Below are 18,623 nucleotides of genomic sequence, written 5' to 3'. Positions count from 1 at the left end.
CAACGTGATCGCCGTGCACCGAATCGCCGGAACCTCGCTCGCGAGGGTTCCGCGTCTCCGCGCGCCACTTGGGTGTGTCCTGAGTGGATGGTGATGCCCACGTACGACTCTTGGTATGAGGAGAACTCGTGATGAAGGGACCTGCGGCACCCGTCGTGGTCGGTATCGACGGCTCGTCCTCTGCGCTCGCGGCGGTGAGGTGGGCAGCCGACGACTGCGCCCGCCACCACGCACCGTTGCGCCTGGTGCACGGCTACCTCCTGCCGAGCCGCGGCTATCCGGAGGTCATCCTCACGGGCACCGAGGTCCACCAGGCGATCGAAGCACAAGCGCGCACATGGCTGGACGAGGCCGCCCAAGCCGCACTGGCTGGTGCGCCCGACATCGATGTGACGACGCACGTCGTCGCAGGGGGTGCAGCGACATCGCTGATCGAGGAGTCGCGTGAGGCCCGGCTGATGGTGCTCGGATCGCAAGGACTCGGCGGCGTCACCGGGTTGCTCGTCGGCTCGACCGCGCTCGCACTGGCGTCGCACGGCCAATGCCCGCTCGTGGTCGTGCGTGGGACACCGCGTTCTGAGGGGCCGGTGGTCGTCGGCGTCGACGGGTCGCCGACGAGCGAGGCAGCGGTGGCGTTCGCGTTCGAGGCCGCATCGGTGCGTCGCGCGCCGCTCACCGCGGTGATGTCGTGGCACAACCTCATGATCGGCAGCGACTTCGACGACTCGCAGTTCGCGATCAACTGGAACCGTGTCGAGGAGCAGGAACAACGCCTGCTGGCACAACAACTCGCCGGCTGGCAGGAGAAGTACCCAGACGTGCAGGTCGACCGCGTCGTGCTGCACGACCGGCCGGTACGAGCCTTGACGCGGTTCGGCGAGCAGGCCCAGCTGCTGGTGGTGGGCAGTCGAGGGTACGGCGGGTTCGTCGGAATGCTGATCGGCTCGACCAGCCAGGCGCTGGTTTACCACGCGCCCTGCCCGCTCGCGATCGTACGGCCATGAGCGACATCGCGACCGGGACCATCGTGGTTGGCGTGGACGGATCTCCCTCCAGCGAGGCGGCACCGGGCTGGGCTCCGGCGGAGGCGCGGCACCACGGCTACCCGGTCGTCGCGATCTTCGCCTGGCACCGGCACCACGCCCTGATGATCGGTCCGATTCCCGTCGAGTTCGGCATGGAGTGGACGTCCGAACGCGTGCGCGCGGGACACCAGGCCGTACTCGACAAAGCGGTGAGGGCGGGCAACGGCTCCGGGGTGTGCAGGACCCTCGCCGAGGGCGATCCCAAGTCGGTGCTGATCGAGGCCTCGCGCAGCGCCGTGCTGCTCGTGGCAGCGCTTTCCGACGCGGGTCAAGGACAGGCAACGCGTGCCGGCGCCCGCCGCCGGTCGAGGCTCGGAGTCGACGAGGTGGAGTCATGAGCACAGCAAACCCGATCGTTGTCGGGGTCGATGGAACGTCGGTGTCAGAGCGAGCGTTGCAGTGGGCGATGGACGAGGCTCTCGTCCGCGACTGCCCGCTGCACGTCGTGCACGCGTGGAACTACGAGCCGCTCGCGGACTGGACGCAAACAGACGCGGCCCGAGGGATGCCGGCGTCCGAAGCACTGGAGCAGCAGTCGGTGGGTGCGGCCATGCTCGTCGTGGCCACTCACAGCGGGCACTGGCTGCGCAAGACCGTTCTCGGATCGACCAGCACGCACTGCGTGCGGCACTCGTCCGCACCCGTCCTCGTGATCCCCGTGCAACGAGAGGCACGCAACGAGCAGAGCCATGCCGCTGACCACAGCTGATCCCAAGGCTCCCACTCCGCACGCGCAGCCGGCCGACGAGGTCGTGCGACAGGCCCGCTCCGATGCGATGACCGGACTGTCCACTTCAGACTGGCAGAGCAGGCTCGCGGAGCTCGGACCGAACGAGTTGCCGCCCAGCCGAGGGTCGAACTGGGTTGTGCGGCTGCTGAAACAGCTGCACAACCCGCTTATCTACGTCCTGCTCGCGGCCGCGGTGCTCACCGCCGCACTCGGCGAGATCGTCGACGCGTCTGTCGTGCTCGCCGTCGTCGTGATCAACGCGATCATCGGGTTTCTGCAGGAGATGCGGGCCGAACGCGCACTGGACGCCCTCGCGGCGATGACACGCACCGAGGCCACGGTGTTGCGCGACGGCGTCACGTCCCGTGTCCCATCCGCCCAACTGGTGACCGGTGACGTCGTTCTCCTGGAAGCGGGCGACCAGGTGGCCGCCGACCTGAGACTCGTCGACACGCAGGAGCTCAGCGTCGACGAGTCCGCACTCACCGGCGAATCCTCGCCGGTGTCGAAAGACCCACTGGCACTGCCACCGGACACCGCGCTCGCCGACCGGGCCAACACGGCCTACTCCAGCACACTGGTCACTGCCGGCAGCGGCCGAGGCGTCGTCACCGCGACGGGCACCGACACCGAGATCGGCCGAGTGCACCGCCTCGTGGGCACGACGGTGACGGTCCGGACGCCGCTGACACGCAAACTCGCACGGTTCAGCCAGGTGCTGACACTGGTGATCCTCGGGCTGGCCGTGGCCAGCGTCGCGGTCGGACTGCTGCGAGGAGAACCGCTGGCGGGCATGGTGACCGCGGCGGTTGCCCTCGCGGTGGGCGCGATTCCGGAAGGCCTGCCCGCGGCGGTGACGGCGACGCTCGCGATCGGCGTCGCGCGGATGGCACGCAGGAACGCGATCGTTCGCCGGCTGCCCGCCGTGGAAACCCTCGGCAGCACCACGGTGATCTGCACCGACAAGACCGGCACCTTGACCGCAAACGCCATGACCGTGCGGACGGTCGTCGTCGGCACCCGGCACCACGAGCTAACCGGTATCGGCTATTCCCCAGAAGGGGACCTCGCGCCACCCGCGGACGCGGCGGTCCGAGAATGCCTGCTCGCCGCGTGGGCGTGCAACGACGCGCGAATCATCGAGGAGAAAAGTGAGTGGCAGCCTGTCGGCGACCCGACCGAGGCCGCACTCGTCGTCGCGGCCCGCAAAGCAGGACTCGGCACCGCCGACGTGCCGGCACGGGTGGACGTGCTGCCGTTCAGCTCGGAACGCCTGTTCATGGCGACCCAGCACACCGGCGGCGCCGTGTACGTCAAGGGCGCGGTGGAACGCGTGCTCGAACTCGCAGGCTTGGAACACGGCGTCGAAGCCGAAGAACTGGCACGCGACGGCCTGCGAGTGCTCGCGATCGGAACCGCCCATGGCGCTGAGCTGACCGAGGAAGCACTGCGCGGCAAGGTGACCTTGCTCGGACTGGTCGCGATGCAGGACCCACCTCGTCCCGAGGCGATCGAGGCCGTGCACGCCTGTCAGGCCGCCGGCATCGAAGTGAAGATGATCACCGGTGACCACCCGGCGACCGCACGGTCGATCGCGGCCCACTTCGACATCGACGACGTCTACGCGAGAGTGTCACCGGAGGAGAAGCTGCGGCTGGTCACGGAATTCCAGGCACGAGGCGAGGTGGTCGCGATGACCGGGGACGGTGTGAACGACGCACCCGCCCTGCGCCGCGCGGACATCGGCGTGGCGATGGGCAAGGGAGGCACCGAGGTCGCCAAGCAGGCGGCCGACATGGTGCTCACCGACGACAACTTCTCCTCGATCCGCGCCGCCGTCGAGGAAGGCCGCGCGGTCTTCGACAACCTGCGCAAGTTCATCATCTGGACCCTGCCCACCAACATGGCAGAAGGCCTGGTGATCCTCACCGCGATCGTGCTGGGCACAGCCCTGCCGATCCTCCCGGTGCAGATCCTGTGGATCAACATGACCACCGCCGTCGCGCTCGGCCTGCCCCTCGCCTTCGAACCCCGCGAGCCAGGCGTCATGCGCCGGCCGCCGTTGCCGCCGACCCTGCCCCTGCTGACCAGATCGCTGGTGGGGCGCGTCGCGTTCGTCTCCGCGGTCCTGCTCGCCTGCTCGTTCGGAGCGTTCCGCTGGCAGCTCTCCTCCGGGGCGTCACTCGAACTCGCCCGCACCGTGGCGGTCAACGTGTTCGTCGGCGCGCAGATCGCCTACCTGATGAACTGCCGATCACTGGAAAACCTGCGGTCGCGCGCCGGGCTGCTGAGCAACCGATGGCTGCTCGGTGGTATCGCGCTGACCATCGGTCTGCAACTGCTGCTGACCTACCTGCCCGCGATGAACACCTTGTTCCACACCGCGCCAATGCCCTGGCACACCTGGACTTCCGTCCTGGTGCTGAGCGCCCTGACGTACGTGCTGGTGGAACTCGACAAATGGCGCCGCCGTATCGCAGCGGTGAGGCGACGTCCTTCCGGCTAGCGGCACTGGCGTCGCCGCAGCGCTCTTGGTACCTGCGTCAGCTCTTTTCACTTGGTTTGCGCACGGGCGTCCGCGCTCCGCAGCGGTCGGCATGTGCCGGCTGGCCGGGGGAGAACACTGGAAGAAGTCGAGGTGTGGTAACAGGGTCGAGCTGCGCTGAACCAGCTGCGACAGCGGGACCGGCCTCGCGCCGGGGATGTCAGGCACGCTTCACCGGGGCGAGGGTGAGCAGCCCGCAGCCGTAGGCCTTGCCGTGTCCGATGCCGTGGGTGAGGCTGTGCCGCAGCGCGTCGGGGTCGGTGATCTCCAGGCGGCCCTCGAACGAGGCCGCGGAGAGGTAGTCACCCGCGATGGCGATGCCGTTCTGCGGGCCGGTGAAGGCACGGCCGGCGGCGAGGTAGTCGGCAGCGGTCTTCGTGTTGCGGCTCGCCCGGATGACCACGAACAGCGTGATCAGGACGAACACGGCGGTGGCCAGGGTGACGGTGCGTCCTTGGCGCTGGAACTTGAGGTGTTCGCGGCCGCGGACGGCCACGTCGGGTTCTTTGTGCTCGCCGCGGGGAATGGTGAAGCCGTGGCGTTGGGTCCGGTTGAGCAGCCAGTCGGTCTGCTGGGCCACGGTGACGTGACCGAAACGCTGTGATCGTGCGGCGTCGTCGCTTTTGCGCCGGTTGCTCACCGGGTTGGCCTTGAGTCGGAACGCCCACTCGTCGCCGGCGTTGAGCCGGTCGAGCAGGCGGGTGTAGTCACGGGTGTCCCAACCGTGGGTGGTGGGCCAGCCGACGTCCTCGACCAGATGGGTGAGGTCGGGCTTGTGCGGGCTGACGATGTAGAGCAGGGCTTGATGGTCACGCTGATCAAGCCGCCACAACACCCGCCCGTTCCCGGCCGGTGCCGCGGCCAGGGTGGGGAACCGGCCAGCACGGCGGCGTGGAGTTTCTGTGGTGAGGCGAGCAGATCGCGGGCGGCGCGGCGGGCCGGGTTGATCTCGAACCGGGTCAGGTGCATCAGAAGATCTCCTCGAACACAGTCATCGGGTCGAGGGGATCGCCGGCGGCAGCCGCGGGTACCGGCCGGTGGGCCGGGTTGGGGATGGTGACCCGGCCGTGCCGCACGGATCGCCACCCGTAGCGGCGTTCGCGGGGATCGAAGCTCAGCGGTTCGTCGCGAACGAGTTCGCTGCCGGGCTCGCCCTCGGGGCACTTCGGAGAGCAGCTGGTTGGTGTTGCGGGCGTGGGTGCGCATCAGCGAGAAGGCGTCCTCCACGTCGATCTGCGGGCGCTCCGTCAGCACGCCCTTGGCCTGCTCGATGGTGATGTGGCTCGTGAGTGCGGCTTGCAGCTGTTCCGCGAGCACCCGGTTCCGCCGGATCGCGCGCACCTGGAGAAGGCTGATCGTCGCGACGTTCGCGAACGACTGCGCCAACGTCGTCGCCTCGGGGGGAGTGCATCCGGCGAGGTCCGGAACAGGTTGAGCGTGCCGATGACCTCGCTCCGCAGCCGCATCGGCACCGCGTCGACCGCGACGAACCCGAGGCGCACCGAGGCGGCGTTGAACCGGGGCCACCGCGGTGGCCCCGCGCGCAGGTCGTCACACCGGACGCTCTGACCTGAGCGGAAGCACTCCTCGGAAGGGCCTTCTCCGTCGTGTGCCAGGTGGTGCTCCAGCGGCCGGGTCATCTTGGTCGAGACGGCCATCAGCTTGAGCACCTTGTTCGTCGGCCAGCGCGACGAAGGGCTGGGCCACCCGGTCCGACATTCGCGCCACCTCTACTTGTCGATGTTGGTGCACATGAGTCCGCGCTCGGCCCGGTCGTTCGCCACCGAGAAGAGGTGGCGGACCGCAGGGCCGGACGGTCCACGCGTGCGGATGGACGCCTTTCCGCCGTGCTCGTCCTCCGCGCTCCGGCCCGCGGGCCGGTCGAGCAACAGGGCCGTGGCCACGTCGGCCAGGTGCACCGCGTCGGCGATCTCGTCCGGGAGCAGGGCGCCGCAGGCGTCCCGGTGGATCTCCAGAGTGCCGAGCGAGTGCGCGTTGAGCACCAATGGGAACGCGAACATCGCCGCCACCCCGATCGCGATGGCAGCGGGGGCGAAGACGGGCCAGTGCTTCGTGGCGGCGAGGTCCGGCACCAGCACGGGCCAGTTCTGCCGCGTCGCCGTGAAAGCCGGACCCTCCGCGAGCATGGTCTGCAATTCAGCGATTTCCACCCCGCAGAAGCCGGCGGTCTCGAACGGCTGGACGCCATTTCGTGTGGTCCGCAGGTAGATCGCGCTGCCGACCGCGTTCGTCCGCACGCCGCAGGCGATGCAGACGTGGCGAACGGCGACCTGCCGGTGCTCGTCCTCGTTCTCGTAGGTCTCCACGTCGGCCACCTGGCGGTGCTGCTCGGTGCTCATGTCGCTAGCCGATCCCGGGTTCGGGCGCCACCGGCCGCAGCGATCGGTTGTGACGCGGTTCGGTGCGGGTCTGTCTTCGCCTCGTCGACCTGACGGATCAGGTCGTCCCTGGCCTCGCCGAGTGCCGACGACAACAACCGCTGCTTCGACGAGGTCGCGACGAAGTGCACGCGGTGCGCGCTGCTGATCCAGCACTGCGGGACGACCCGCTGCTCGTCGCCGTCGCGGTCCTTCAGGCTGATCTCCAGGTCCACCTGGTCGTCGCGGTACGACCGCAGGCGGGTGCCGAGCGCGGCCAGACACCCCACGACCCAGTCGCGTCCGGTGGCGTGGAAGCCGGCGGAGAGATGCAGGCGCTGGACGATCACTGACGCGTCGGCCGGGACCGCGTTCATGCTTTGCCGCATACGGTGCTCAACTGAAATCTCCTCGTGAGATCAGAGCGACCGCGGGGTCCGGGCGGATCAATATCAGAGTAGCCCCTGCGCGGTCGTTCTCAAACTTCTTCAACTCATTGTGCGAAGGCCGCGCCGGGCGGCCGGTGCTGCGGGACGGGCGTGCGCGTGACCTGGTGCCGGACTGAAAGTGCACGTGACCAGCGTTCTCTGTCGAAGGGTGGGCTGCAGTAGGGCCCTGGTGTCGCTCCGCATGGTCGCGCCAGAACGGTTTCCGGGGGTTTGTTCTGAAACAATCTCCCTTAGGAAAAATTGGACCATCTCGTGGTCAACGATTTTTGTCGCGATTTTTCGCGGTGCGGCTCACAAACGTATCGACGCTCGTGCGTCTGTTTGGCGAGTGGCGGAAGCACCGATGCAGTTATTGCGCCTCACGGCACCGAGGTCAGGACAGCCTGATCACAGCACGGAGGGTTTCGAGCGCCTGGTGCTGCACCAGGCGTACCGCTGCTGGCGTGGACCCGAGCACGTGTGCCGTCTGCTCCGCGGAGAGGCCTCGAACGACCCGCAGGCGCAGGACTTCGCGCTGATCTTCGGTGAGTGCCGCGAGGTGCCGAAGGCCGGGCCACACCGGACCGCTCACGACGCCCTGGAAGTACCGTGACCCGCGTCGATGTGGTCGGCGAGGCCCCACGCCCCTGCGTAGTCCTCATGCCTGCGTACCAGGGACGCGAGCGGGCGGAAGCGGTCGCGCACGCGGGCCGAGTCGACGAGTGCCGACATCGTGAGGGCCCGCATCCCGCAGTCCACCACGCCCTGGACGTCTCCTTCGACCAGATGGCTGGTGGACAACAGGATCAAGCTGAACGTTCGGCCCCGGACCAGTATCTCGTCGTACTCGCCGATTGCCGTGGTGAGCAGGGGAACGGCGGTCCGCGCGTGCCGTCGTCCCACCGTGACCGACAGGTCCGTGTGCACGGCTCTTGCGATCGCGGAGAGCTCCGCCTCGGTGAAGAAAGCCGCCCAACCGGCCACGTCGACGCGGTTCACGGCGGCGAACTCGTCCTGGCCGCGATCGAGCAGCGCGAGGGCGCCGTGCTCGGCCCCCTTCTTGGCGTACGCCCACGCCGCGTTCACGGAGAGGATGCCGGCCGCGAGGTCGTCGCCGGCCTTGGCAGCCGCGAGCCGGCCGATGTCGAAGTGGCGCAACGCCTTGTCGATCTGCCCGTGGTGCAGGAACACGCGCCCCAGCCGGTAGCACACGTTGGCCGTCAACCCGTCCGCACGCGCGAGCCCGACCAGGGCGAGGGCGTGGCCGAAGTGGTGGTGCGCGGAGCTCACCAGGCCCGCGTCGAATCTGGCCCACCCCGCGATGTTCCGCAGATTTGCCACAGCGGCGTGCAGTCGCTGCCGTACGTGCGCCGGCACGCGTGTGGTGAGCAACGGCAGGCTGTCACGGACCTGGCGCCGGATGTCATCGAGGCAGTTCTCACCGCCACTGCGGTGGTCCAGTTCGCGCAACGCCCGAGTGTGTTCTTCCGGGCGTGTGGCGTTGGAAAGTCCGATCATGACGGGCACCCCGAGCCTTGAGTGGCGGATGGTGCCGCCGGGGTCCGGGGCGGCTGGATCGACATCGATCTTAGTACGGCACCCACGTCGTGATCCGCCGCTGTTCGGGTGCACATGACTCGGGTCGCCATGTACCTGGGCGGACCGACCGGACCTGCTCACCGCCCGGCGACGCTGCCGTGGAGGTGCCTGGCGACGTCACGGAGTCTGACGTCGTTGTGCTGCGACTGCTGGACGAGCAGTTCGAAGGCCTGGTCGGCGGTGCAGGCGTGCACCGCCATGAGAATCCGCTTGGCCTGCTCGATGACTGCACGTGAGGCCAGCGCGGTCTCGAGGTTGCCGATGTGCTCACGCGATCTCTGCCGCTGGTGGGCGTTGCTGATCGCCGCGCTGGCCGCCGTGGTGAACAACCACATCACGCTCTCGTCGGACGGGTCGAAGGCCGGCGCGCTGTAGCTGCAGATGTTGAGCGATCCCATGTGGACGGCGTCGTTGCTGTCCGATGCCGGAAGCTCGATGGCCATGGAAAGGCAAGCGCGCGCGGATTCCAGGCAGGGGCCGCGGTCGGCGTCGTACTGCCTCTCGTCGGCTCCGGCGAAAGTGCTGTCGCTGGCCGCGGCGGTCCTCGGGCGCTCATCGTTGACCATGACCGTGACCGCGTCGGCGTCCTGGATCGCTTTCGTCGCGGTGTCGGCGAGCCGCTCGAGGATGTCCGTCGAGGGGCTCCTCGACGGACATCCCGTCCCTCAGCGTGGTCAGAGCCACGGCCGCCTCGTCCCGGCACTCCACCGCGTCCCTGCGGGTCGGCTTCGGCGGTGTGCGCGTTTTCCGTCCGAGGACGGTAGCCAGGTTGTCCATGCCGCATCGCCTTCCGCGGGGAACGAGTTCGCGGCGCTCGTGCTCAACGCGCAGCGAATGGTACGGCGCAGAGGTGTCGGCGAGAGTGCCGCGAAGGCGAGGACGACGAATCGATGTGGTGACCGGGTGTTCCAAGGCCCGTACCAGCCCGGCGGCCACGCGAAGCGGTTCCACGACAACGAAGGCGGTCGGCAGCGCTCGCGTCGCGACCCTGCGGCCACCCCGGACGGCCAGAGCACCCGCCCGCTCACGACCGAGTTCTCCGGGAACTCGGTCGTGTAGTTGTACGCGGCGATCCACCTGACGAGTTCGACGGTCCGGTGTGCCGCCTGCCTGGCGAGGAGCTTCGGGTGCAGGCCTGCCAACAGTTCGGCGCCGGTGAACCGGGTGGGCAGCCACCGGTTCAGCACGGCGGAGACCTCGTCGTCGTGGCCGCGTTCGGAGAGCTTGCCCTGGAAGACGCTCTTCTCGTGGACGGCGTCGCGGCGCAGGCCGATGCTGATGACGTCTGGTCGTGAATCCGTGCTGACGTCATCACCGGGCCCGAGCGTCCCGGTCTGGAAACTTGTCGAGGGCAGGTGCCCCTCGCCGATGCAGCGGACGCTCAGCACGAACCTCAGCCGGTCGGGTGCCATCCCGCTCTGGTCGGGATGGCACGACCATGGACGGGGTGCACACCGCCGCTCCCTACGACGGCGTACACGTGGGTGAAGTACGCGCCGATCAGCAACCGGCGGGGTTCGGCCAGGTCGACGTCCGCGGGCAGGCGGTGGCTGACGCTCGCGAAGTTGTCCGCGAAGGTCGCGCGGATGTCCTGGTGCCGTTCCGCGAACAGGCGGACCGTGCGCTCGAGCGCGGCGAGGACGACGCCGTCGTCGAGTGCCATGACCCGCCGGATCACGGCTGCGGACCGCGACTCGTGCTCGGGCACCTTCTCGCCGGGCACGAACAGCCTGGTGATCACCCGGCGCGGGTCCGGACGCAGCCGCAGCCGGCTTCGGGTGACGCGTGCGTTCATCCGGTGCTCCTCAGGAGCGTGCGCAGGTGCTGGCGGGTGGAGATCAGAGCCAGGGTCGACTCGGCCCCCTGGTTGTTGTTCGGGCCTTGCGGGGTCAGCCCGTCGTAACCGCCGCCGGTCTGATCGTCGCGCATCGACGAGCCGAGGTCGTTGTCACCGTTGAACCACGCGATCGAACGGTGGATGCCGCGAGTCAGGTGGGGTCGCCGGTGCAGCGGTAGCCGCGGGCGCAGGCGTCGGCCATCGCGGCCGCCTCGATCGGCTGCTGGTCGAACGCCGGGCGCTGCTCGCCGAGGAACCACCCACCGGTTGGGACCGGTGAGAGGTGGAAGTCCGTGGACTCGACGCCCAGCAGCCACTCCAGCAGCCGCAGGCCGTCATCGCGCACCTTGTCGTCGGCGAGGAGATCCCCGCGGCGATCAGCGCCTCGGCCAGCGCGGCGTTGGCGTAGAACAGCCGGTTCTCGGGCCACGGCCACGTCGGGTCGGGACGTGGTTCACCGACGTACGAGGGGACATCGCCGAGCAGCGCGGCGGCGGAGGCGTGGACCGGATCGGCGCTGAGGACCTCGGCGGCGCCGAGCGCGGCGAACGTCATCGAGCGCACCGACGGCGGCCGGCGGTGGGCGCTGCGGTCGAAGCACTCCAGTGCTGTCCGGCGGATCGAGGGCACCGGGCAGCGGGCGGCGGCGGTGCCGAGTCCCCACAGCGCCCGGCCCCACCAGTCGCCCAGTCCCGGCTCGTCCTGCCAGTCGCGGCCTAGGCCCGAGACGGTTGTGGAAGCGCCCGTCCTCGTTCTGCGCGTATGCCATGAAGGCCAGATAGCCCTCAGCCAGCCCGGCCAGTTCGGCGGGCAGTTCCGGTTCGCGGCTCAGGACCACCAGACCCCTGGCGACGTCGTCGAGGCAGTAGCCGTGCTCCCGCCGCGGCAAGGGGCCTTCCGCGTGCTCGTAGAGACCCGTGTCGTCGCTGAGCCGCACCAGGTGGGAGAAGTCGGGTTCCCTCATCGTGTCAGGACGACTCGGGTGGTGAGCAGGTCCTCGGCGAGGCGGAGATACCGGCCGGCCACCGCGGGCCAGCTCAGCGCCGGACCGAGCTCGGTGGAGCGGTCGTGCATTCCCGCGGCGAGCTGGGGCTCCGTCAGCACGCGCCGCAGCGCCGCCGTGATGGCCGCAGGGTCTCGGTGCGGCACCAGCAGACCGGCTCCGCCGGCCAGCAGTTCGACGGCGTGCGGGAACACCGTGGTGACGACCGGTCCGCACGCCGCGAGCGCTTCGACGAGCACGCCCGACGTGACCTGTTGGGAGGAGTCGTAGGGGAGCGGGACGACATCGGCCCGGCCCACGAGGTCCGCCAGCGCGTTCGCCTCGAGGTAGGTCGGATCGAACTCCACCAGGTCCCCGACGCCGTGGGCGGTGGCACGGTCGCGCAGGTGCGTCCGGTACCTCTCGCCCCCGTGCGCCAGCACCTTCGGATGGGTCTGCCTCGCGATCAGAGCCGCCGCGAGCAGCGCGAGCAAGCACGCCACCACGACGGCACCCGTTCGAACCCTTCCCGTGATTCTGGGGGATCCGTTGTGCGGCCGTTCGCCGTTCACCGATTCTTCGATTTCTGAACACTGTCTGCCGCTTATCCGACCGTGGCGTTCGAAGTCCACTGTGGATGTTGTCGCGAATTGGGCCGGCCTCGTTCAGCAGGACGGCGGAACGCCACCAGCACAGGACAGTCGCGTTGCCGGCGGCCGCCAGAGACTCAGCGGGAGAGAGTGCGCGGGTCGCGCCCGCGGGGGTACACCTCGTGCTCCGCGACCGAACCGTCCCGGTCGCGGACGACGTGGTCCACCGCGTGCGAGATGGCCATCTCACGGCCGTTCGTGCGCGCATCTTCCTTGGACAGGTGAATGCTGGAAGGAAGGTCGTTCCCCTCGACCTTGTTCTTCCACCGGCCGTTTTCGAAGTAGGTCTCGATGTCGCCACGCATGGGCTCACTCCCCGCAGGTTCGACCTTCCGAGTACCCGCTGGCGCCGGCTGTCACACCGCTTGCCCTCCGCGAGCCGATCGGTCGCGCCGCTTGGTCGAGATGCCCGTCGTGCGGGCCTTGTGCAGCGTGCCCGCGCAGATCAGGTTCGGAAGCCGCTGCCCGGAAACCCGATCGAGATCAGATCAAAGCGAGTTCGTGCATGCCGGGAATACGTTTCGTGCAGGTCAGCCGAGCGTCGGTGGATCGCGGCCATCACCGGTCATCCACGACACCGGTGGCGTCCACCTCGACAGCCAGATGTCTGGCCAGCGCCCGCACACCCCTCCGAGGCTCGCCCGAAGTCACCGAGCCCGTCGTGTTTCGACGGGTTTCGCGTTGCCAGGCGAGGGATCCGTCCCGCGCCCGGCGGATCAGCTCGGCCCGGTCGCCGCCGGCACCGCCCTGCTCGAAGTCGTCCATGCGCCCGGCGAGCATCGTGCGAGCTTTCGCCGCAGCCTCGGCCAGGCTGCACCGGTGGTGCCGGGCGAGCACAGTGATGAGATTGTCCGTGCCCTCCTCCAACTCCCGCCGCGCGGAACGCAGGTCGTTGGTCCAGGCGATGATGTCGGCGGTCGCGTTGCGCAACCCGTCCAGTTGACGGGCCTCGGGCAGAGCGCGTTCGATGACGGCCAGCACCGGCAACACCGTGATGGTGCGTCGGCGCAACACCACGTAATCGTCGAGCCCGAGCCGCTCACCAGACGCCCGCAGCTCCGCCTCCGTGCAGATGGCCTCGGCAAAGTCCCGGTACAGCCCGATGAACTGGTCGCTTCATCCCGGCCGAGCCGCCGCTTTCGTGCGGCCCCACAGGTCGCCGAGTGCGCGCACCGCTGCCACCGGGTGCTCACTTCGGTCCGCGCCGCTGAGCACCTCAAGGAGCTGTTGCAGCAGCTTCCGCACCTCGGCCGGTGACTGCCCTTCCTGGTCGAACCTGTCGTCGACCAGCGCGACGAACGCACCCCACTCGGCTTTGACCCCCAGCTCAGCAGGGTCCGCATGCGGAGTCAGCCATCCGGCCATGCGCCCGTGCCCCATGCGACCCAACCGCCGCGCCTGCTCGCCCTCGCTGACCAGGCCGTGTCGGGCAGCCCACGACCTGGCCTGGCGTTCAGCGTGAATCCAGTACGAGTTGCAGATAGTGATCATCGCATCGGGCACTACCGACGAATGGCCGCGACCCGAGCCGTCCGTTCAGGCGGTTGCTGAGACACCCGGGAGAGTGATTACTTCTCGGACGGTGCGAGGTCGCGCACGTGTCATCTCATGATGCCGGGGCGTTCTTGACCCAGCAGATCTTCCGCTGGTGGCCGTCGAGGTCCTCGAAGACGCGTTGATGGAAGAAGTCCGCATCCCACGGTGGCGAGTACTCCTGGCCGCCAGCGATGATGGCTCGGTCGACGATGAGCTCCACATCGCCGCGGTCGTTGGCGAAGATGTCGAACACGGCTTCGATTTCGGTCCGGGTGTCGACGACGCGTGAGATCGAGGTCGAACCGAAGCCCGATCGCGGTGAAGAACTCCTTGCGGCGGGAAAGATCCGCTACCCGCATGACGGTGAACAGACGATGTTCCATCGACTCTCTCCCCGCCCTCGACCCACGCCCTTCAGTACACGAAACTCGTGCCGAACCCGTGCACGGAGCGGTAGAAGCAGACCGCGGCGGACAGGTGTGGCGTCTTGGCCCGGTTGCGCTCGACCTGCGCAACGATCGACTGGCCGATGGTTGTGACGATGTCCAAACGGAGGAGCGTTTCGTTGCATGAGCGGCGGGCCCGACCGGCGAGGTGCCTTGTCGGAGGTTGGGGATCAGTATGTCCACATCGGACTACATTCTGCTGGGCAGGACACTTCGGTCTGGAATTTCACCCGGTTGCGATACCTGCTGAGAGAGTTCGCAACTGGTCGAAGACGCCACGAGCGGCGTTCCGGGGCTGACAGGTGCGTTCGGCACGAGGACCCTGGCCTCCGCGGAGCCCGGGGCCCTCTCGGGACGGGATCAGGGCCTGACTTCTCTCCTCGCTCGGATGCCCAGCGACTGGATCAGTTCGTGGGGCGGATACCTCATGGCGTGGTCGGTAGGAGGCAGGTGTAGCTCAGGGGGAGCAGGCTCACGAACGTTCCTCCGGCTCCGGTGCAGATGCTGCGGGCTTCCTGGACGCGGCGGTTCGCCGGGCTGAGGGGGTTGAACACGCAGACATATCCCACCGGGTTCACGGTGAGGGTGAGCACGCCGCCGGTCGCGATGCACAGTGCGGTTGCGTTTCCCGTGCCCGAGCCGGGGCCCGTTGCCGGCGGGGTGCTGGTGTTCTCGCAGCTGGCGTGGATGTCGGGGTCCGGTGCGGGCCCCTGGCAGGTGTCGACGCCGAGGCCACCGTCGAGGCTGTCCTGGCTGCCGTCGACGGAAGCGCCGATGAGGGTGTCGGTGCCCGCGCTGCCGGAGATCGTGTCGATGCCCAGGCCGCCGGTGAGGGTGTCGTTGCCGGTGCCGCCGGTGAGGGTGTCGTTGCCGTCGCCGCCGTCGATCGTGTCGTCGAGCGCTGAGCCGGTGATGGTGTCGTTGCCACCGTTGCCGCGGATCGTCTTGGCGGGATCCGTTCCGCCGCAGTCGATCGTGTCGTTGCCGGGACTTCCAATCACGACGGTGTCGGTCTGGGTCACACCGGCGCTCACGACGCAGTTGACGGCGGCCTGGGCGGTCAGTGGAGCGACCGCCCACAAGCCGGGGACCGCGAGAACTCCGGCCACCGCGGCGACGGTCACCCGGCGGATCTGACTCTGCTGGATCCTCATGTCTTCATTTCCCGAACACGATTTGTTCATAGCCGCACAGCGCGGACGCGCCAGCGGAGAAGAGTGCGCGAGCGACGCGCGGAGACCTTGCCGAAGCAGCCTGTGCGGCTACTCGCACATGCGAAAACCTCGGCTCGTGATCTGTACCCATGATCATCGCGGGTCATGTCACGTCACCGAGGTCCGGGGTAACAGACCGAAGTGTACTCCTTCAGATGCGCCGACCGGTACCGCCGTCCCCTAAATGGCCCACCTGTGCGGAAGTTGATTGTGGTGGGCTTGGTGAAAAACCTGATCAGACACTATGGAACACATATTTCCTCATGGCTTGGAACCGAGGTTGTCCCACAGATTTGGTCAACGTCCCGGTGAAGATCGCAGGCTAGTACCGGTTGATCGTTGCCGCTGTTCTCGTAATTCGCGCCTCCGTAATTTCCGTCCGCTGTTTCGGTGATATTTTCGTGGCGTGTGGGTGGTCAGGCGGGCGAAAGCAAGGCAGGCGGTGGCAGAGGAGACCTCAGTCCCCGGGCTCACTTCAGAGTGAAAGGTCGGTCAAGGGATCGACAGCACGTACCAGTACGACGGGCCGGGCCCTGGTCGACCTGGGCACCGCGGTGGGACGGCTTTACCGGCAACGCCGGGACCGTCACCGGCGGCGCCGGTAGCGATACCGTCGTGCTCACCGCGGGCAAGGGCGGCAACGGCGGTCTTGGTGGCCTCGGAGGTAACAGCGGTCTCGTCGCCGGTGGCGCGGGTGCCGGTGGTATCGGTGGCGCCGGTGCGGCCGGCGGCGTCGGCACTGGCGTTGGACGAGAGGGCGCTTGCGAACCGGTGGCAGGAGCAGCCAGGACCCGTGTTTGGGTGTGTGGTGGATCTCGAGTCGCTGAGCCAGGGCGAAGGCCTCGCCGGGGTCGAAGGCTTCGTAGAGCGAGGCGATGCCGTGGGTGTTGAAGGTTGTCCATGACCAGCACGACGGTCTCGGCGTCGGGATAGTCCACGGTCAGTAGGTGTTTGACCTGCCCTGCCCAGTCGAGTTTGGTGCGCTGGGCCAGGGCATGCACGCGGCGCCAGCCACGCAGCGGTTCTGCCCACACGAAGATCGAGCAGGTGCCGCACCGGACGTACTCACTGTCCTGGCGGGCATCGCGGCCCGGCCGGGCCGGCAGCGGGTCGCGGACCTCGCCAAGGAACTGGAAGGGCTTCTCGTCCATGCACACGACCGGGCGGGCAGGGTCGTGCGGGCGGGCGTAGACGGCGAGGACGTCTTCCATGCGGGCTGCGAACTCCGCGTTCGCCTTCGGCGGGATGTTCCAGCACTTCCTCAGATGAGGACGCAGTTCCGTTTTTTCAAAACCCGGCCGATGGTCGAGTGGTCCAGGTTCGGGATGTCCTCGGTGAGTTCGACGTGTTTTTCCAGCAGCCGCAACGACCATCGAGCATGCCCCGCCGGCGGCTGCGAGCACGCCAGGGCGATCAACCGGGCCTTGACCTCACCGGTGACCGGCGAGGGCACCGGCGGAAGGTCACGCTTCTTGCGCCCGATCGTGGCCAGGACATCACCGCCGGTCTCGGCGAATCGCTTGGCGACCAGCCGCAGCATCTCACCCGAGACCCCGAGCCGATCTGCGATCACTTCCTTCGAATCGGGCTCACCTGCCGAGGTGTCCAGCGCGAGCAGTACCCGCGCCCGCCTGATCGCTGAGGCTGAGTGCACACCAGTGGTGGTCAGCCGGATCAGCTCTTCACGATCCCGCGCCGACAACGTCACCGGCCGCTTCAACTGGGAGGCCATGACAACAGCCTCCCAGCCAAACGCGCCATAACTAAGCAGCGACGCACTACTAGTGGTGCGTCACGCAACGTTGACCCGGTGATCGGCTTGGTCTGCTGACGGTCCAGGCTGGTCCTCCCATGTCGAGCGGGGCGAGTGCGGTGCTGACGATCGCTCCGATGCGCGTCGTACATCTTCTGCGCGTCGACGAACTCGCAGCTCTTGGGCCCTGATTGCACGCCATGGGGCTGTAACCTGCACAAATGATCAATCCGTTCGGGGTGAGTCTCGGCGCCAAGGCCGCACGCCTGCTGGCCCGGCTCGGACGCGCCGAGATCCGCCCAGGGTTGACGGAGCAGGAGTTGATCGGTATCGAAGCGCGGTTCGGGTTCGCGTTCGCCGACGACCACCGCGCTTTTCTCGCGGCGGGGCTGCCCACGGGAGGGGCATGGCCCGACTGGCGTCACGGCAACGCCGCGCAGCTTCGTTCCTGGCTCGACAGACCGGTCGAGGACGTGGTATTCGCGGTGGCGGAGGCGGACTTCTGGCATCCGAGCTGGGGCACGCGCCCTGCCCGGCGGACCGACGCCGTAGCCGGCGCGAGGGCGCACTTGGCGTCAGTGCCGCAGCTGGTTCCGGTCTACTCCCATCGCTACCTGCCCGCGGGCCAGGCGACATTCGCTCACCCGGTGTTGTCGATCCGCGGCGCCGACATCATCCCCTACGGGTACGACCTCATCGACTACGTGCACCAGGAGTTCGGCGGCCCGCAGGGCAGAGCCGACGAGGAGCGGCACGTCGTTGCCGCCACAGCAGCGTTCTGGTCGGATTTCCTGTCCTGGTCGAACCGGGAAGGGTAGGGGGACCACGCACCGCGCGGCACGGATGAGCCATGAGCACCGCGCCGACCGGGTCCGCCCCACGGTTGGGCTCTGCGGGATGGGAAGCCCTCGCAGAAACCTCCGTCAACACGCCTCAGCCTGAGCTGAAAGACCCAGCTAGTGCTGCGTCACGCAACCTTGATCAGGTAATGGGTCCAGGTGCGGATAGCGGTCGGCCCGATGTTTCGGCAGAGCCCCATCAGTATGCCGAGTTTTGAGGTGGAGCTCCCACGAAACCGGCGAGTTGCGTCTTCAGCGTGGAGGGAGTCGGCGACGTGCGCCCAGACGTCGCCTTGCTCATTGACACGCCCACCAGCGCACCGCATGCGGGCGAACAGTTCGCGCGTCCACGATCCCCGCTTTCCCGGCGCCGCCGCCGCACATCACTCGAGGCCACGGTCGACGGCGGAGAGCTTCATCAGCGGCGCCTCAGAACGCTTGAGAACCCAGGACGAATAGCTGGCGGGGCGAGGTGTTGCCCGTCTGCCGCGAACGGCGCCGACCGTTCAGGAACCGGCGACCGAGTCGAGGAGGTTCTTGGCGATGTAGCGGAGTTTGACGTTCTCGTGCTGTGAGCGTTGCACGAGCATCGTGAAGGCTT

At 68.1% G+C, this 18,623-nt stretch carries 25 protein-coding genes and 1 pseudogene; 6 read left to right on the top strand and 20 right to left on the bottom strand.

Annotated elements, in window-relative coordinates; translation table 11 throughout:
* The first annotated feature begins 131 nt into the window (after positions 1-131).
* From AB0A63_RS39410 to AB0A63_RS39395, 4 genes are read left to right on the top strand one after another with little or no spacing between them, the layout of a single operon-like run.
* The gene (locus tag AB0A63_RS39410) at positions 132-1,004 is read left to right on the top strand and encodes a universal stress protein (protein WP_360401564.1); all 873 of its coding nucleotides are present in this window, start codon (positions 132-134) and stop codon (positions 1,002-1,004) included.
* Complete coding sequence (locus AB0A63_RS39405) at positions 1,001-1,423, top strand: universal stress protein (protein ID WP_360401516.1); 423 nt, start codon at positions 1,001-1,003, stop codon at positions 1,421-1,423. The genes AB0A63_RS39410 and AB0A63_RS39405 overlap by 4 nt, the downstream gene beginning before the upstream one ends.
* Positions 1,420-1,794, top strand: a complete 375-nt coding sequence (locus tag AB0A63_RS39400; RefSeq protein WP_360401513.1) for a universal stress protein — start codon at positions 1,420-1,422, stop codon at positions 1,792-1,794. Before AB0A63_RS39405 ends, AB0A63_RS39400 begins: the two co-directional genes overlap by 4 nt.
* A complete protein-coding gene (locus tag AB0A63_RS39395; RefSeq protein WP_360401510.1) occupies positions 1,775-4,321 on the top strand; it encodes an HAD-IC family P-type ATPase in 2,547 nt (848 codons plus the stop codon). Before AB0A63_RS39400 ends, AB0A63_RS39395 begins: the two co-directional genes overlap by 20 nt.
* Before the next feature lie 199 nt (positions 4,322-4,520).
* Here the strand turns inward: AB0A63_RS39395 and AB0A63_RS39390 are convergent, their stop codons facing one another.
* From AB0A63_RS39390 to AB0A63_RS39315, 16 genes and pseudogenes are all read right to left on the bottom strand, one after another.
* Positions 4,521-4,799: a type I-E CRISPR-associated protein Cas6/Cse3/CasE gene (locus AB0A63_RS39390; protein ID WP_360401561.1), complete on the bottom strand. Its 279-nt coding sequence runs from the start codon at positions 4,797-4,799 to the stop codon at positions 4,521-4,523.
* 42 nt (positions 4,800-4,841) lie between these two features.
* Positions 4,842-5,195 (bottom strand): annotated as a pseudogene (locus tag AB0A63_RS39385) (type I-E CRISPR-associated protein Cas6/Cse3/CasE); the annotation flags it as partial.
* A gap of 412 nt (positions 5,196-5,607) precedes the next feature.
* Complete coding sequence (locus tag AB0A63_RS39380; RefSeq protein WP_360401558.1) at positions 5,608-6,000, bottom strand: GAF domain-containing protein; 393 nt, start codon at positions 5,998-6,000, stop codon at positions 5,608-5,610.
* A 90-nt stretch (positions 6,001-6,090) separates the two neighbouring features.
* A complete protein-coding gene (locus AB0A63_RS39375) occupies positions 6,091-6,720 on the bottom strand; it encodes a GAF domain-containing protein (RefSeq protein ID WP_360401507.1) in 630 nt (209 codons plus the stop codon).
* Positions 6,717-7,115 carry an HPF/RaiA family ribosome-associated protein gene (locus tag AB0A63_RS39370; protein WP_360401504.1) on the bottom strand — a complete coding sequence of 133 codons (399 nt, stop codon included), beginning with the start codon at positions 7,113-7,115 and terminating at the stop codon, positions 6,717-6,719. Before AB0A63_RS39370 ends, AB0A63_RS39375 begins: the two co-directional genes overlap by 4 nt.
* 445 nt (positions 7,116-7,560) lie before the next feature.
* On the bottom strand, positions 7,561-7,746 hold the full coding sequence (locus tag AB0A63_RS39365; RefSeq protein ID WP_360401555.1) for a sigma factor-like helix-turn-helix DNA-binding protein: 186 nt from the start codon (positions 7,744-7,746) through the stop codon (positions 7,561-7,563).
* Positions 7,747-7,754: 8 nt separating this feature from the next.
* Positions 7,755-8,636 carry a tetratricopeptide repeat protein gene (locus tag AB0A63_RS39360; protein WP_360401501.1) on the bottom strand — a complete coding sequence of 294 codons (882 nt, stop codon included), beginning with the start codon at positions 8,634-8,636 and terminating at the stop codon, positions 7,755-7,757.
* A 206-nt stretch (positions 8,637-8,842) separates the two neighbouring features.
* Complete coding sequence (locus AB0A63_RS39355) at positions 8,843-9,208, bottom strand: ANTAR domain-containing protein (protein ID WP_360401498.1); 366 nt, start codon at positions 9,206-9,208, stop codon at positions 8,843-8,845.
* A gap of 231 nt (positions 9,209-9,439) precedes the next feature.
* Positions 9,440-10,177, bottom strand: a complete 738-nt coding sequence (locus AB0A63_RS39350; RefSeq protein ID WP_360401495.1) for a hypothetical protein — start codon at positions 10,175-10,177, stop codon at positions 9,440-9,442.
* A complete protein-coding gene (locus AB0A63_RS39345) occupies positions 10,159-10,560 on the bottom strand; it encodes a hypothetical protein (RefSeq protein ID WP_360401492.1) in 402 nt (133 codons plus the stop codon). The genes AB0A63_RS39350 and AB0A63_RS39345 overlap by 19 nt, the downstream gene beginning before the upstream one ends.
* Positions 10,557-10,694: a hypothetical protein gene (locus AB0A63_RS39340; RefSeq protein WP_360401489.1), complete on the bottom strand. Its 138-nt coding sequence runs from the start codon at positions 10,692-10,694 to the stop codon at positions 10,557-10,559. Before AB0A63_RS39340 ends, AB0A63_RS39345 begins: the two co-directional genes overlap by 4 nt.
* A 59-nt stretch (positions 10,695-10,753) precedes the next feature.
* Complete coding sequence (locus AB0A63_RS39335; protein WP_360401486.1) at positions 10,754-10,948, bottom strand: hypothetical protein; 195 nt, start codon at positions 10,946-10,948, stop codon at positions 10,754-10,756.
* A gap of 614 nt (positions 10,949-11,562) precedes the next feature.
* Positions 11,563-12,090: a glycosyltransferase gene (locus AB0A63_RS39330; protein WP_360401483.1), complete on the bottom strand. Its 528-nt coding sequence runs from the start codon at positions 12,088-12,090 to the stop codon at positions 11,563-11,565.
* Positions 12,091-12,311: 221 nt separating this feature from the next.
* On the bottom strand, positions 12,312-12,539 hold the full coding sequence (locus AB0A63_RS39325; protein WP_360401480.1) for a DUF2188 domain-containing protein: 228 nt from the start codon (positions 12,537-12,539) through the stop codon (positions 12,312-12,314).
* A 253-nt stretch (positions 12,540-12,792) separates the two neighbouring features.
* A complete protein-coding gene (locus tag AB0A63_RS39320) occupies positions 12,793-13,332 on the bottom strand; it encodes a terpene synthase family protein (RefSeq protein ID WP_360401552.1) in 540 nt (179 codons plus the stop codon).
* 18 nt (positions 13,333-13,350) lie between these two features.
* Positions 13,351-13,599 (bottom strand): hypothetical protein, encoded by a 249-nt coding sequence (locus tag AB0A63_RS39315; protein WP_360401477.1) that lies wholly within the window; start codon positions 13,597-13,599, stop codon positions 13,351-13,353.
* 283 nt (positions 13,600-13,882) lie between these two features.
* Here AB0A63_RS39315 and AB0A63_RS39310 point away from each other — a divergent pair, with 283 nt between their 5' ends.
* Positions 13,883-14,059, top strand: a complete 177-nt coding sequence (locus AB0A63_RS39310) for a hypothetical protein (protein WP_360401474.1) — start codon at positions 13,883-13,885, stop codon at positions 14,057-14,059.
* Between the two features lie 125 nt (positions 14,060-14,184).
* Here AB0A63_RS39310 and AB0A63_RS39305 read toward each other — a convergent pair whose 3' ends face one another.
* The 4 genes from AB0A63_RS39305 to AB0A63_RS39290 form a co-directional block, all read right to left on the bottom strand.
* Positions 14,185-14,319: a hypothetical protein gene (locus AB0A63_RS39305; protein ID WP_360401471.1), complete on the bottom strand. Its 135-nt coding sequence runs from the start codon at positions 14,317-14,319 to the stop codon at positions 14,185-14,187.
* A gap of 322 nt (positions 14,320-14,641) precedes the next feature.
* Positions 14,642-15,370, bottom strand: a complete 729-nt coding sequence (locus tag AB0A63_RS39300; protein WP_360401468.1) for a calcium-binding protein — start codon at positions 15,368-15,370, stop codon at positions 14,642-14,644.
* Positions 15,371-15,900: 530 nt separating this feature from the next.
* Entirely contained in the window at positions 15,901-16,581 is a 681-nt protein-coding gene (locus AB0A63_RS39295; RefSeq protein WP_360401549.1) for a hypothetical protein, read from the bottom strand.
* A gap of 110 nt (positions 16,582-16,691) precedes the next feature.
* Positions 16,692-17,162 carry a helix-turn-helix domain-containing protein gene (locus tag AB0A63_RS39290; RefSeq protein ID WP_360401465.1) on the bottom strand — a complete coding sequence of 157 codons (471 nt, stop codon included), beginning with the start codon at positions 17,160-17,162 and terminating at the stop codon, positions 16,692-16,694.
* Positions 17,163-17,404: 242 nt separating this feature from the next.
* On the opposite strand from AB0A63_RS39290, the gene AB0A63_RS39285 reads away from it, so the two are divergent.
* Positions 17,405-18,001 carry a hypothetical protein gene (locus AB0A63_RS39285; RefSeq protein ID WP_360401462.1) on the top strand — a complete coding sequence of 199 codons (597 nt, stop codon included), beginning with the start codon at positions 17,405-17,407 and terminating at the stop codon, positions 17,999-18,001.
* Positions 18,002-18,623: the final 622 nt, after the last annotated feature.

Source organism: Lentzea sp. NPDC042327, from assembly GCF_040647275.1.
GTDB lineage: Bacteria > Actinomycetota > Actinomycetes > Mycobacteriales > Pseudonocardiaceae > Lentzea.
Note: the sequence above shows the minus strand (reverse complement) of the source record. Positions and strands in the feature narration are given on the sequence as shown.

Coding starts and splice junctions, on each gene's coding strand:
- AB0A63_RS39355 (WP_360401498.1), bottom strand. CDS start 9,208: ATGGCCATCGAGCTTCCGGCATCGGACAGCAACGACGCCGTCCACATG.
- AB0A63_RS39345 (WP_360401492.1), bottom strand. CDS start 10,560: ATGAACGCACGCGTCACCCGAAGCCGGCTGCGGCTGCGTCCGGACCCG.
- AB0A63_RS39340 (WP_360401489.1), bottom strand. CDS start 10,694: ATGCGCGACGATCAGACCGGCGGCGGTTACGACGGGCTGACCCCGCAA.
- AB0A63_RS39405 (WP_360401516.1), top strand. CDS start 1,001: ATGAGCGACATCGCGACCGGGACCATCGTGGTTGGCGTGGACGGATCT.
- AB0A63_RS39290 (WP_360401465.1), bottom strand. CDS start 17,162: ATGGCCTCCCAGTTGAAGCGGCCGGTGACGTTGTCGGCGCGGGATCGT.
- AB0A63_RS39370 (WP_360401504.1), bottom strand. CDS start 7,115: ATGAACGCGGTCCCGGCCGACGCGTCAGTGATCGTCCAGCGCCTGCAT.
- AB0A63_RS39315 (WP_360401477.1), bottom strand. CDS start 13,599: ATGGCCGGATGGCTGACTCCGCATGCGGACCCTGCTGAGCTGGGGGTC.
- AB0A63_RS39375 (WP_360401507.1), bottom strand. CDS start 6,720: ATGAGCACCGAGCAGCACCGCCAGGTGGCCGACGTGGAGACCTACGAG.
- AB0A63_RS39400 (WP_360401513.1), top strand. CDS start 1,420: ATGAGCACAGCAAACCCGATCGTTGTCGGGGTCGATGGAACGTCGGTG.
- AB0A63_RS39285 (WP_360401462.1), top strand. CDS start 17,405: ATGATCAATCCGTTCGGGGTGAGTCTCGGCGCCAAGGCCGCACGCCTG.
- AB0A63_RS39410 (WP_360401564.1), top strand. CDS start 132: ATGAAGGGACCTGCGGCACCCGTCGTGGTCGGTATCGACGGCTCGTCC.
- AB0A63_RS39325 (WP_360401480.1), bottom strand. CDS start 12,539: ATGCGTGGCGACATCGAGACCTACTTCGAAAACGGCCGGTGGAAGAAC.
- AB0A63_RS39295 (WP_360401549.1), bottom strand. CDS start 16,581: ATGGACGAGAAGCCCTTCCAGTTCCTTGGCGAGGTCCGCGACCCGCTG.
- AB0A63_RS39350 (WP_360401495.1), bottom strand. CDS start 10,177: ATGGCACCCGACCGGCTGAGGTTCGTGCTGAGCGTCCGCTGCATCGGC.
- AB0A63_RS39380 (WP_360401558.1), bottom strand. CDS start 6,000: ATGACCCGGCCGCTGGAGCACCACCTGGCACACGACGGAGAAGGCCCT.
- AB0A63_RS39395 (WP_360401510.1), top strand. CDS start 1,775: ATGCCGCTGACCACAGCTGATCCCAAGGCTCCCACTCCGCACGCGCAG.
- AB0A63_RS39300 (WP_360401468.1), bottom strand. CDS start 15,370: ATGAGGATCCAGCAGAGTCAGATCCGCCGGGTGACCGTCGCCGCGGTG.